13 protein-coding genes are annotated in these 11,809 nt (G+C 51.7%); all 13 read left to right on the forward strand.

Translation table 11 applies throughout. From position 1 onward, the window contains the following. The first annotated feature begins 6 nt into the window (after positions 1-6). On the forward strand, positions 7-1,749 hold the full coding sequence (gene fliF, locus M0R33_RS22305; RefSeq protein WP_292574172.1) for a flagellar basal-body MS-ring/collar protein FliF: 1,743 nt from the start codon (positions 7-9) through the stop codon (positions 1,747-1,749). Continuing rightward, complete coding sequence (gene fliG / locus M0R33_RS22310; RefSeq protein WP_292574173.1) at positions 1,742-2,752, forward strand: flagellar motor switch protein FliG; 1,011 nt, start codon at positions 1,742-1,744, stop codon at positions 2,750-2,752. The genes fliF and fliG overlap by 8 nt, the downstream gene beginning before the upstream one ends. Beyond that, a complete protein-coding gene (locus M0R33_RS22315) occupies positions 2,739-3,470 on the forward strand; it encodes a flagellar assembly protein FliH (RefSeq protein ID WP_292574174.1) in 732 nt (243 codons plus the stop codon). The genes fliG and M0R33_RS22315 overlap by 14 nt, the downstream gene beginning before the upstream one ends. Next, positions 3,467-4,816, forward strand: coding sequence for a flagellar protein export ATPase FliI (gene fliI / locus M0R33_RS22320; RefSeq protein WP_292574175.1), 1,350 nt, complete (start codon positions 3,467-3,469; stop codon positions 4,814-4,816). The genes M0R33_RS22315 and fliI overlap by 4 nt, the downstream gene beginning before the upstream one ends. Then, entirely contained in the window at positions 4,813-5,265 is a 453-nt protein-coding gene (gene fliJ, locus M0R33_RS22325) for a flagellar export protein FliJ (protein WP_292574176.1), read from the forward strand. Before fliI ends, fliJ begins: the two co-directional genes overlap by 4 nt. 27 nt (positions 5,266-5,292) lie before the next feature. Beyond that, positions 5,293-6,087 (forward strand): hypothetical protein, encoded by a 795-nt coding sequence (locus tag M0R33_RS22330; RefSeq protein ID WP_292574177.1) that lies wholly within the window; start codon positions 5,293-5,295, stop codon positions 6,085-6,087. Then, on the forward strand, positions 6,084-6,599 hold the full coding sequence (locus tag M0R33_RS22335; RefSeq protein WP_292574178.1) for a flagellar hook-length control protein FliK: 516 nt from the start codon (positions 6,084-6,086) through the stop codon (positions 6,597-6,599). Before M0R33_RS22330 ends, M0R33_RS22335 begins: the two co-directional genes overlap by 4 nt. Positions 6,600-6,688: 89 nt before the next feature. Continuing rightward, positions 6,689-8,125, forward strand: a complete 1,437-nt coding sequence (locus tag M0R33_RS22340; protein ID WP_292574179.1) for a glutamate--cysteine ligase — start codon at positions 6,689-6,691, stop codon at positions 8,123-8,125. A gap of 266 nt (positions 8,126-8,391) precedes the next feature. After that, positions 8,392-8,631, forward strand: a complete 240-nt coding sequence (locus M0R33_RS22345; protein ID WP_292574180.1) for a hypothetical protein — start codon at positions 8,392-8,394, stop codon at positions 8,629-8,631. A gap of 148 nt (positions 8,632-8,779) precedes the next feature. After that, positions 8,780-8,959 (forward strand): heavy metal translocating P-type ATPase metal-binding domain-containing protein, encoded by a 180-nt coding sequence (locus tag M0R33_RS22350; protein WP_292574181.1) that lies wholly within the window; start codon positions 8,780-8,782, stop codon positions 8,957-8,959. Positions 8,960-8,984: 25 nt separating this feature from the next. Continuing rightward, positions 8,985-9,269 (forward strand): hypothetical protein, encoded by a 285-nt coding sequence (locus tag M0R33_RS22355; RefSeq protein ID WP_292574182.1) that lies wholly within the window; start codon positions 8,985-8,987, stop codon positions 9,267-9,269. A 119-nt stretch (positions 9,270-9,388) separates the two neighbouring features. After that, positions 9,389-10,003: a hypothetical protein gene (locus tag M0R33_RS22360; RefSeq protein ID WP_292574183.1), complete on the forward strand. Its 615-nt coding sequence runs from the start codon at positions 9,389-9,391 to the stop codon at positions 10,001-10,003. A gap of 63 nt (positions 10,004-10,066) precedes the next feature. Further along, positions 10,067-11,809: HAD-IC family P-type ATPase (locus M0R33_RS22365; RefSeq protein ID WP_292574184.1), on the forward strand; the 1,743-nt coding region annotated here is incomplete at its 3' end.

The following is an 11,809-nucleotide window of genomic DNA, read 5'->3' on the forward strand; positions in this document are numbered from 1 at the left end:
TGAGCCATGAGCGAAGCAAACAATAATTTTCCAGTCGAAGCCCAGCCGCAAGGTGCCAAGCCGAACGACAATAACATACATCCTGCTTTAAAAGGCTTGATGAAGCTGTCGCCCGGTCGGCAGATCGGCATGATGCTGGCGTTGGCTGTTAGCGTAGCCATCGGTCTGGCCGTAGTGATGTGGGCGCAGGCGCCCAATTACGATTTGTTATTTTCCGGTATCGCCGAAAAAGATGCCGCGGAAATCGTTGAAGCGCTGGATAAAATGGGCGTGGAATACAAGGTTGAACCCACCACCGGTGCCGTGATGGTGCCCGCGGGTAACTCAAGAGAGCTCAAACTCAAACTGGCAGCGCAAGGTCTGCCGCGCAGCACCAGCCTCGGCTACGAAATGCTGGATAAAGACAATGGTTTCGGTTCCAGCAAAAACGTCGAAATGATGCGTTTTCAGCGGGCCTTGGAAGGTGAGATTGCGTTGACCATCCAAACCATACAAAACATCAGATCAGCTAAAGTGCTACTGGCCTTGCCGGTGCAATCGGTCTTCGTGCGGGAACGTAAAAAACCCAGTGCCTCGGTAGTGGTGGAGTTATATCAAGGCCGTGCACTGGAAAAGGAGCAAGTCGAATCCATCGTGCATTTGGTAGCTTCCAGCGTACCTTTGATGGAAGCCGGACAGGTTACCGTGGTCGATCAAAAAGGCCGATTACTGAATAGCAAGGATAGCCCCGAAGACATTTCGTTGACCTCGAAACAGTTCGAGTATAAAAAGAATATCGAGGAACATTTACGCGGACGCATCGAAAACATATTGACTCCGCTGGTTGGTAACGATGGCATGCGGGCGCAAATATCGGCGGATGTCGATTTTACCGTCACCGAAAAAACCCAGGAAATGTTCAACCCCGATTTGCCCGCTTTGCGTAGCGAGCAAACCCAGGAAGATGTAAACTCCCAGTCCAAGGTGCAAGGCGTACCGGGTGCGCTATCCAATCAACCGCCGCCTACCGGTGTGGCGCCCGAGGTGGCCAGCGGTCAGGAAAAACCGGCCAATACCGAAGTGGGGTCCAGCAGCAAAAGCGCTACCCGCAACTACGAGCTGGATAAAACCATCACCCACACCCGGTTGGCGGCCGGTGCTTTGCGGCGCTTGTCCGTGGCCGTGGTGGTGGACGATAAACATGTTACTGTCGACGGCAACTTTACCCGGCAGCCTTATTCGCTGGAAGATTTAAATCAATTGCGCGACTTGGTTAAGCAAGCGGTAGGCTACGATAGCAGTCGTGGCGACCAGGTCACCGTAACCAATGTAGCCTTTAGAGCGCCCGAGGCCCTGGAAGATATTTCCGAACCTTTCTGGGAAAAACCCTGGTTCATGGATGTTATGAAAATGTTGATTGCGGCGGCGGTACTGCTACTTTTGATCTTCAAGGTATTACGCCCGGTATTTGCCACTTTGATTGGTAAGGATGATAAAGAAGAGCAGCTCAGATTGTTGGAGGAAGCCCGGTTGGCCGCCGAAAAAATGGGTGGTGTGGTGCGTTTCGATGAAAACGGCAAACCTGTCGCGGTCAAAGTAAATGAGGAAACCGGCGAAGTGTTGGGTATTTCCGGCGGTGCTGAAGACTTGCTGTTGCTGGAAGCGCCGCAAAGTTATGAAAAACGCTTGGAATACGTGCAGAAATTGATAGACGAAGATCCTAAACTGGTCGCCCAAGTAATTAAAACCTGGTTAAAAGAAGATGGCTGAGAAAAATATTGACTTTTCGCATTCTCAACGGGCATCGCTTTTGCTATTGGCGGTCGGACAGGATAGGGCGGCCAGAGTGCTCAAGCACATGGGGCCGAAAGAAGTGCAGGTGGTGGGTTCCACCATGGCGCAATTGGGACCGATTTCCTCGGTAATGGTTGATCAGGTGCTGGAAGAATTCATTACAGAAATCAAGGAAGAAACCGGTCTGGGGCTGGATTCTGACGAATATATCCGCGACATGCTGACCAATGCGCTGGGTGCGGATAAGGCCGGTAGCATCATCGACCGGATTTTGCTGGGTGCCAACAGTAAAGGTATCGAACAACTGAAGTGGATGGACACCCGTTCAATTGCCGACCTGATCCGCTTGGAGCATCCGCAAATTATCTCCATCATTTTGACCTTGTTGGATCCCGATCAGGCCGCCGATGTGTTGACGCTGCTGCCGCAAAACATGCGCTCGGACATTTTGATGCGTATTGCCACACTGGAAGGGGTGCAGCCGGCGGCTTTACGCGAACTCGACGATATTATGGAAAAACAATTGACCGGCAGCGATGGCGTCAAATCCTCGCAAATCGGTGGTGTCGATGCAGCGGCCAATATTCTGAACTTTATCGAAAGCGCCATCAGCGAACCGATGATGCAGGACATCAACGAAAACAATGCCGATTTGGCGCAACGCATACAAGACAAAATGTTCGTGTTCGGCGATTTGGTCAATGTCGACGACCGCGGCATCCAAACCCTGTTGCGGGAAGTGTCGACCGATCAACTGTTGTTGGCCTTACGTGGCGTGGACGGCGGATTACGCGACAAAATCTTCGCCAACATGTCCCGGCGCGCCGCGGAAATGTTGCGGGACGATCTGGAAGCGGCGCCGCCTGCACGGCTCAGTGAAGTCGAGACGGCCCAAAAAGATATCCTGTCTATTGCCAAACGTTTGTCCGATGCCGGCGAGTTAGCGCTAGGCGGTGGCGGTGGCGATGAGTTCGTCTAATAAAGGCTCCAAATTTTCCTCGGCCGAACTGGACGCGCTGGACACCTGGAAAGATCTGGAGGTTTTTGGCGCTCCGCGTTCTGAGAACGTCGAAGTAGAGCAAGCTACTCAGGTTTTGACGGTCGATGAAATCGAGGCCATGCAGAAACAGGCTTACGACGAGGCATTTGAGCAAGGCCGGCAACAGGGGTTTGAACAAGGCTCCAAGCAGGGGTTTGAACAAGGTGAAAAACAGGGTTTCGAAGCCGGGCACAAAAAAGGCTATGAAGAGAGTCAGCATTTGTTACAAAAGCAATTGGCGGAATTGAATCTGTTACTCGAATCATTGGCGGAACCTTTCAAATACCTGGATGAGGAAGTCGAAAATGAACTGGTCAAGCTGGTGATTGCGATTGCCAGCCAGATCATCCGCCGGGAAATAAAACTCGACCCCGGCCAAATAGTTGGGGTAATCCGCGAGGCGGTCAGTGTGCTGCCTCTCGCCACCCAAAAAATCACTTTGAACCTGCATCCGGAAGATGCCGATTTAGTGCGCTCGGTGTTGAAACTGGATGAAAATCCCCCGCCCTGGCGCCTGCAGGATAACCCCTTGATCACCCGTGGCGGTTGTACGCTTGAAACCGATGTTTCCAATGTTGATGCCACTTTGGAAAAACGCCTGGCGGCCGTGATTGCCACCGTACTGGGCGGAGACCGGCAACAGGATGCGACTCGATGATTCCGACGGCCAACCGTAATGCCATCTGGCTGGAACGTTTAAAACCGTATCGGGAACGCTTAGGCGAGCCGCCGGAGTTGGTGGTGGAAGGTAAATTATCCCGCATGGTGGGATTGACGTTAGAGGCGGAAGGTTGCCGAGCGGCCATAGGCTCTTTATGTCAAGTCATCACGAAAAGCGGTAAAAGTATTGGTGCCGAAGTGGTGGGCTTTTCCGGCGGGCGCTTGTTTTTAATGCCCACCGGCGATACGCAAGGGTTGGATCCGGGTTGCAGAGTGGTGCCCTTGGGGAAAAATAGTCTGGCCAACGTCGGGTTCGGTTTATTGGGCCGGGTCATCGATGGCGCCGGTAAACCTTTGGATAGCAAAGGTCGGCTAGAGACCGACGCCAAAATTTCTCTGGCGGGCACTACCATTAATCCTTTATCCAGAAAACCGATTCGCGAAGCGCTGGATGTGGGGGTTAGAGCTATCAATTCCGTACTGAGTGTCGGTCGCGGGCAGCGGATGGGTTTGTTTGCCGGCACCGGGGTGGGTAAGAGCGTATTGCTGGGGATGATGACTAAATTTACCAATGCCGATGTGGTCGTGGTGGGCTTGATAGGCGAGCGGGGCCGGGAGGTCAACGAGTTTGTGCTGAAGATTTTAGGTGAAGAAGGGCTGAAACGGGCAGTGGTGGTGGCTTGTCCGGCGGATGACTCGCCGCTGATGCGAGTGCATGGAGCCTTGCGCGCTACCTGTATCGCCGAATATTTTCGCGATCAGGGTTTGGATGTGCTGCTACTGATGGATTCCCTGACTCGTTACGCGCAGGCTTACCGGGAAATCGCCCTGGCTATCGACGAGCCGCCCGCCACCAAGGGCTACCCACCGTCGGTATTTGCCAAATTGCCCCAGTTGGTCGAGCGGGCCGGCAACGGCGATGTCGGCGGCGGCTCGATTACGGCTTTTTATACCGTACTGGCCGAAGGAGACGATACCAACGACCCGATTGCCGACGCAGCCCGCGGGGTGTTGGACGGACACGTGGTGCTATCCAGAACCTTGGGGGAAGCGGGCCATTATCCCGCCATCGACATTGAAGCGTCTATCAGCCGGGTCATGCCGGATATTGTCGAAGCCGAACATTTACAGATGGCCCGTGAATTACGCCGTTTGTATTCGACTTACCAGCAAAATAAAGATTTGATCAGTGTGGGGGCGTATCGAAGCGGCTCCGATCCGCGTATCGATAAGGCTATCGCCAAGCATCCGGCCATACTGGAATTTTTACAGCAAAATATGGATGAGGCAGTGGATATGAGCCGTAGCCTGAATGAATTAGCGCAATTATTGGCCACCGGATGAAACGATCGCAGCGGTTGCAAAGCATAGTCGAGCTGCATGTATTGCAGGAAAAGGATGCCTTGCAGGTGATGGGTCGCTGTCAGCAACACTTGCAAGAGCAGCAAAAACAACTGGAGCATTTAAAGGTCTATCGGCAGGAATATCTGGCCAAGCTGGCCGATCGCCAGCAGCTCGGTATGAATGTTAGTCAGTTGCTGGAGTTTCGTGCCTTCGCCGAAAAATTGGATAAAGCCATAGAAGGTCAGCGGCAGGCGGTGCTGGTACAGGAAAGGGAGTTTCAACGTGCCCAAAGTAAATGGGAAGAACGTCATCAGCGGACCAAAAGTTTGGAAAAACTTAACGAAATAGCGGTGGCGGACGAATTGAAGCTAGAGAACAAGCGCGAGCAAAACGAACAAGATGCACGCGCGGCCCGCTCGGCCAGAAAGGATGGCGCGAATAGTGCTTGATAAAGTAAAAAGTGTGGGAGAAATGTCATGAATATTCAAGCTGCGAATCTATTGTCCATGTTGTCCGGTTCGGAAGGCCTCGGCAATATCCAGCAGGGTTTATTGGGCGGAGCCGGCGATAAAGGCGGGTTTGCCTCGGCTTTGATGGAGCAACTAGGCCTGTTACAGAGCGGCGGCAGCCCCGATATGTCCGCCATTCAGTCCCTGATGGATGACGCTTCCGCCAATGGCGGGTTGCAAGACTTTGCCGCTTTATTCGGAAAAAATCTGCCGGCAGCGGCAAACAAGTCTGCTCAGGACATCGATCTGGAAGAAACTCTGAAAACCTTGGCGGATGTCATGCAACAGCTTCAACAGTTGGAGGCCGACCAAAACGCACTACAATCGCCGTTGATCGGTACGGATCAGCAAGGCATGTCGTCGACGGATTTACAGCAAGAGGCGTTGGATGAGGCCGCGCTTGCCAATAATCCGCCGCCCATGCCGATTAGTGTGCCGGTGGATGGAAATGACGCCGCGGAGTCGGGTAGCGATGGCTCGGACATCGCCGGGATGTTAGCGGATGCCAAAAAGCCGGCGCCCTTGCTCGTTCAGGGCGCTAAAGCGCAAGAGGTTGCTGCCGATGCGGCCGGAAAACCGGATGAGTTGGGGGTAGGATTTGATCGCAGTATATCCGCCATGATGGCGAAACAGGGAACAGACGGACAGACTCAGCAGGACAAACCCGGGTTGGATTTAAAACCCGATCCCAATTTAGGGGTGGCAGATAGCCAAGACGTTAAAGCGTCGTCATCCGGCATTGCCGCGATCTCGCCAGGATGAACAGCGCGGTGCGTAGCGAATCGGCTACCCCATTGCCCACCAATCAACCCGCCATGCAAAAGCCGTTCGGCGATTCGGCTTGGCAACAGGAGTTGGGCGATAAATTGATTTGGATGCACAAGCAAGATATGCCGTCCGTACAATTGCGCTTAAACCCCGAACACCTGGGGCCGATTTTGGTCAAAATCGATGTCAACCATGATCAAGCTTCCGTGGCGTTTACCGCTCAGCATTTGGCGGTTAAAGAAGCCATAGAAGCGGCCATTCCCAAATTGCGGGAAATGTTGAGTGGACAACAGCTGAATCTGGCGGACGTGAATGTTTCCCAGCAACAATCGGATCAAAGACAGAGTGGCCAAAACTTCTTCCAGATGGCCGGCGAGCGGACTCAACGCCGGGGAGTCGACGGCGAGCCGCTGGATGGTGCTGTAAATGAATCTCAGAATATCGTTGACGAGATAGAAGCGGGCAGGGCGATTGCCGCTAATGGTTTATTGAGCTTGTTTGCCTGATTGACGGTCGACTGAACGGTAAGATTGACCCTGCCGTTTATCCCACCTACTATCTGACTTTTATCGGCGGATAGTGAGTAGCGGCCAATATGGGTCAAGAAATTCAAACCACGGCATATCGGGATGTCGACTATCGGCATTTTCAACAACACCTAAGCGCGGAAACCGCGTTGCTGGCCAAAATGATACACCAACAGGCCATTTCCGAGGCCCCGCCGGTAGCTGGATTCGAAATCGAAGCCTGGCTGCTGCACGATGACATGCAGCCGGCTTCGCTTAACGAGGCCTATCTGCAAACCTTTAATAACCCCATGGCCGGCCCCGAGCTGGCTAAATTCAATGTGGAGCTAAACACACCGCCACAGACCTTAACGGCGAATGCGTTGGGGCTTATGCATCAAAATCTCGGTGTTACCTGGCGGCAGGCCGAACAGCATGCCCGGCGGATGGATTTGCATCTGTTGATGATAGGTACCTTGCCGACCCTGCTGCAACATCAGCTTAATCTCGGCAATATGTCCAATATGAATCGTTACCGGGTGTTGAACCGGCAGGTATTGGAAAATCGCGGCAAACCGATTGTGCTGGATATATGCGGCCACGAGCACTTGAGGGTCGAGCATCACGATGTGATGCTGGAAGCGGCGACGACCTCGTTTCAATTGCACATACAATGCCCTTTAAGCATGGCGCATCATGTCTACAACGCCTCGATGCAAGCATCCGCGGCGATGGTGGCCTTATGCGCCAATGCGCCGTATTTGTTCGGTAAGGACTTATGGGCCGAGACTCGTATCCCGATGTTTGAGCAGGCGATCGCCCTGGGCGGTTATCGGGGGGCGGCGGAAGGGCCGTTGCACCGGGTCAGTTTCGGCTCCGATTATGCCCGGCAGTCGATTCTGGAGTGTTTTGTGGAAAATCTACAGCATTTTCCGATCTTGCTGCCCGAAGCATTTGATGACGAGGCGGCGGCATTTTCTCATCTCAGGCTGCATAACGGCACTATATGGCGCTGGAACCGGCCTTTGGTGGGGTTTGATGATGACGGTACCCCGCATATTCGTATCGAACACCGGGTGCCCGCCGCCGGCCCGACCGTACTGGATGCGATTGCCAATGCCGCCTTTTTTTATGGTTTGGTGAAAAACCTGGCGGAGCAGCGCGCCGATGGGCAGGCCGATTTGCCATTTGCGCAGGCCAAGGATAATTTTTACCAAGCCGCCCGCCACGGTCTGGACAGTCATGTGGTCTGGTTTGGCGAACATAAACAGCGTTTGGCGACGTTAATTCAAGATGAGTTGCTGCCGCGCGCGCAAGCGGGTTTGTTGTCCCTGGGCATCGATACCGACGATGCCCGCGCCTATCTGGATGTTATCCGCCAACGTCTGTCGAACCAACAGACCGGCAGCGACTGGCAACGGCGTTTTATTAAAGCGAATCCCGGCGATTTTTCCGGATTGACCCGGCTGTATTTACAACAGCAACAGCGGGGCGTGGCGGTGGCGGACTGGGATGCGCCTGATTGACGATGGCCGCGTTGCTCCGACCTAGCGCATGCAGCGATTGGCTCGGCTTCGAAAAGGCATATTCAGCGCGGCCCACAGCGTTAGGTAATGTAGCGGCCTTAAAATAAACTGTGTTATTTAGCTTAAAAAACTCGGTTATATCCCTTGGTTTTATGGGTTTTTGATAGCGGTTAAATTAAATATTCTAATAAATTCAATGGCTTGTATTTTGGCATTTATCCTGCTTGAGTCTGTAAATGTTTTGCACTCTCCTCGAGGTTTAAAAAATGGCTCAAGAATTAATTGCTTCAAACTATGCGGTAACAGCTGAACAAATCAATACCGGTGCCTTGGTGTTGGGAGCGGGGTTGGCATTAACTTCTATGATTTTAGTACCGGCACTTGCCATGCGCCTGGGGTTGAGCGCCAGCCTGACAGGGGCTTTAAGAATTGCTTTGATGAAAGCTTCCAATCGGGCTACTGCAGTTAAGCCGGCTATTGATGCGCAGCAGCGTTTGTTGCGCTGATTATAAAGTCCCAAAACATAGAATTGCTTGGCTGTTTTTGTAGCCGGCAGCGTTTATTTGCAGCTTATGGTTGTTTTGGATGGGCGGAAAGCTATAATACTTACCGCATTACCTAGGGTTTTCTTGAGAAGTTGGGCTTATATTGACAATGAGTGATAAACAAATTCAGTGCGATCTTTGCGGCTTGGACGTCGAAGTGGAAGGATTTGAACTTAAAACCACGGATGGCGATAAAAAATTCTGCTGCGAAGGCTGTAAAGGTATTTATCATATGTTGCATGAAGAGCAAGTGGTATCGGAAACACCTGAAAACACCAACAACCATTGATCAAGCACTAAAAGGTATTTAAGCGATGGCACACAATCACGATTCTAAAAGTATGTCCATGGGCAAGCAAGTGATGGCTGGCACATTGGCGACTGCAACGGTCAGCACCGGGGGAAAACTTATGAGTAAAGCGGCTAAACATCCAGTATTGGTTTTCGGCCTAGGCATGGTTGCCGGTTTTTTTGTTTATAAATATAGAAAAGATATCATTGCCAGTGCCAACAAAACCATAGATGCCGGCAAAGACTTTATTCTAAATCAAAAAGAAAACCTGGAAGATATTGTTGCCGAGGCAAAAGAGGATAAATAGTTCACGCCTGAGTAATGAAATAATTGAACTGGTTGAAGTTAAAACTGGTTGACGTTTAATCTGAAACGGGCGTACCTGCTTGCCGGGTTCGCCCGTTTTGTTTTTGCATACTATTAATTATGGCTATTCAAAAAGAATTTTTAGTGCGTTATCGCAGCGAAGGCCATGTTCGCTTTCAGGTCCCGGCACGTGCCACGCAGGCGGAAGTCGTAAAATTGCTTACCGATAAAATTGCAGCGATCAAGGGCGTATCATCCGTCAGGTTGTTTCGTCGCTCCGGCAAATTATCGATTCGTTATGATGAAAGCGTTTGCCGTTTTATCGAATTAGCGAAGCAATTATTTGCCGAACTGGCTGAGTTGGAACAGCAGGGATGGTTTAAGCCTCAGGCCATTGTGGACGGTGCCAAAAAATCGCGGTTTGGCCTGAAACAGAAACTTAAAACCAGCAAAATTAACCGTTGGCTGGACGAAAAAATAACCGCCGCCAAGGAAACCGCTCAAGCCGCCAAAGTGATTGGCAAGTTGAGTAGTAAAGGTCCCGGCGCCTTATTCAAAAATCCGGAAAAAGCCGTCATCGATTTTTTAAACGATATTTTGATTTTGTATTTGATCAAAGTACATTGGAATCGCATTACCACCCAATGGCTGGTAAAACCTTTGGTGCATCGTTACGAGTGGATGGCGACGTTTTATTTGTTCTTCCTGCTTGTGCGCTCACGCAAACCTAAATAGTTTTTCGGGCTGGCGGCGCCATTTTGCGCGGCCAGTCTGTTTAGTCACTGTTCAGAGAAAATCATGGATTCCGATACGCCCACCTTCAAGCATTTTCAACTTCAGCATCAATTAAAAAACCGTATTCGCATTCTTACGGCGGTACTGAAAAAGGACCCGGAACGCGGTTATATTTTTGAAATATTGTTGAAAAAGCGCTCGGAAATCACCAGTGTCCGATCGGTATTCCAGATCGGTTCGGTAGCCATCGAGTTTGACAGCCGCCGCTTGCCCAAAAAGAATCTGTTGATTTTGTTGGATGCCGTGTTGGGAAATATTGCCCAAAAGCAGCCAACCCTCAAAAAAGACCGCAAAAAGCATTTCGACGGACCGGTGCAGGATATAGATTTGGCCGTGGAGGGCATGAGTTGCGCATCCTGCGCGTTGTTGATCGAAATGGTGCTAAACAGGGATGCGCGTGTCAAAACAGCTAGTGTCAATTTCGCCACTCAAACCGTTAATGTGCAGGGACAGCTCAGTAAAAACGATGTGGTGGAACAAATAGAAAAGCTCGGCTACGGCGCTTTATTGGTGGATACCTTATCGCAAAGAAGGCAGCTAATCGAAAAGGAGCAGCAGCGAATTGACTCAGCCCGGCGTCGATTTGTATGGGCAGGGCTTTTGACCGTACCCGTGGTCGGTGTGGCGATGACGATGAAAGTGTCGCGCTGGATGCACTGGTTTCAGTTTTTGTTAACAACCCCGGTAGTATTCGGCACCGGCAACCAGTTTTTCGGCAAGGCCTATCGGTTGGCCAAGCAACGCGCAGCCAATATGGATACCTTGATAGCTCTGGGTGTGGGATCGGCTTATGGCTATAGTGTGACTTCATTATTACGCCGTAGCGGCCATGTCTATTTCGAAGCGGCGGCGGCAATCATTACTTTCGTCTTATTAGGCCGTTTTCTGGAAGAACGCGCCAAAGGTAAAGCCGGCGAAGCCATCCGCAGGTTGGTGGACCTACAGCCGCAAACGGCTACCCTGTTGAGAGACGGATTGGAAAGGCTTGTGGACGTCGACGAGGTAGTGGTCGGTGATATTGTGCTGGTGCGTCCAGGCGAACGTATTCCGACCGATGGTAAAGTCATATTCGGCCTGTCGACGGTGGATGAATCGATGGTGACCGGCGAAAGCATGCCCGTGGTTAAAACAGTTGCTAATGCCGTAATCGGCGGCTGCGTCAACGGCAATGGGGTATTGCACGTGGAGACTACGGCAGTGGGTATGGATACTGTATTGGCCGGTATCGTCCATATGGTCGATCAAGCCCAAGCCGCCAAGCTGCCGATTCAAAAACAGGTTGATAAAATTTCGGCTGTGTTTGTGCCCTCGGTAATGGGGGTATCCGTCGCGACATTGGCCGGATGGCTGTTGGTCGGGGCACCGTTCTCGGTTGCCTTTGGCAATGCTATTACCGTGTTGTTGATTGCTTGCCCCTGTGCGCTGGGATTGGCGACTCCCGCCGCCATCATGGTCGGCACCGGTCAGGCGGCCAAAAAAGGCGTGTATATCCGCAACGGCGAGAGTCTGGAAGTGGCCAGCAAGCTCAGCGCCATCGTTTTTGATAAAACCGGCACCATTACCGAAGGTAAGCCTAAAGTCAGTGAAATATTCAATCTGCCCGAGTTTGATGATCTCAGGCTGGCCACGCTGGCGGCCTCCGCCGAGTATGGCTCCGAGCATTTTTTGGGTAAAGCCATCGTCGAATTCGCTCGAGAAAAATCGCTTGAACTACTCGAATGCAGTTATTTTTACAGCGAAACCGGT

Origin of the sequence: Methylomonas sp., assembly GCF_023228165.1 — a bacterium.
Lineage (GTDB): Bacteria > Pseudomonadota > Gammaproteobacteria > Methylococcales > Methylomonadaceae > Methylomonas.

Excerpts from the sequence above, each read along its gene's own strand:
- fliF (WP_292574172.1), top strand. The coding sequence starts at position 7 with ATGAGCGAAGCAAACAATAATTTTCCAGTCGAAGCCCAGCCGCAAGGT.
- fliG (WP_292574173.1), top strand. The coding sequence starts at position 1,742 with ATGGCTGAGAAAAATATTGACTTTTCGCATTCTCAACGGGCATCGCTT.
- M0R33_RS22315 (WP_292574174.1), top strand. The coding sequence starts at position 2,739 with ATGAGTTCGTCTAATAAAGGCTCCAAATTTTCCTCGGCCGAACTGGAC.
- fliI (WP_292574175.1), top strand. The coding sequence starts at position 3,467 with ATGATTCCGACGGCCAACCGTAATGCCATCTGGCTGGAACGTTTAAAA.
- fliJ (WP_292574176.1), top strand. The coding sequence starts at position 4,813 with ATGAAACGATCGCAGCGGTTGCAAAGCATAGTCGAGCTGCATGTATTG.
- M0R33_RS22330 (WP_292574177.1), top strand. The coding sequence starts at position 5,293 with ATGAATATTCAAGCTGCGAATCTATTGTCCATGTTGTCCGGTTCGGAA.
- M0R33_RS22335 (WP_292574178.1), top strand. The coding sequence starts at position 6,084 with ATGAACAGCGCGGTGCGTAGCGAATCGGCTACCCCATTGCCCACCAAT.
- M0R33_RS22340 (WP_292574179.1), top strand. The coding sequence starts at position 6,689 with ATGGGTCAAGAAATTCAAACCACGGCATATCGGGATGTCGACTATCGG.
- M0R33_RS22345 (WP_292574180.1), top strand. The coding sequence starts at position 8,392 with ATGGCTCAAGAATTAATTGCTTCAAACTATGCGGTAACAGCTGAACAA.
- M0R33_RS22350 (WP_292574181.1), top strand. The coding sequence starts at position 8,780 with ATGAGTGATAAACAAATTCAGTGCGATCTTTGCGGCTTGGACGTCGAA.
- M0R33_RS22355 (WP_292574182.1), top strand. The coding sequence starts at position 8,985 with ATGGCACACAATCACGATTCTAAAAGTATGTCCATGGGCAAGCAAGTG.
- M0R33_RS22360 (WP_292574183.1), top strand. The coding sequence starts at position 9,389 with ATGGCTATTCAAAAAGAATTTTTAGTGCGTTATCGCAGCGAAGGCCAT.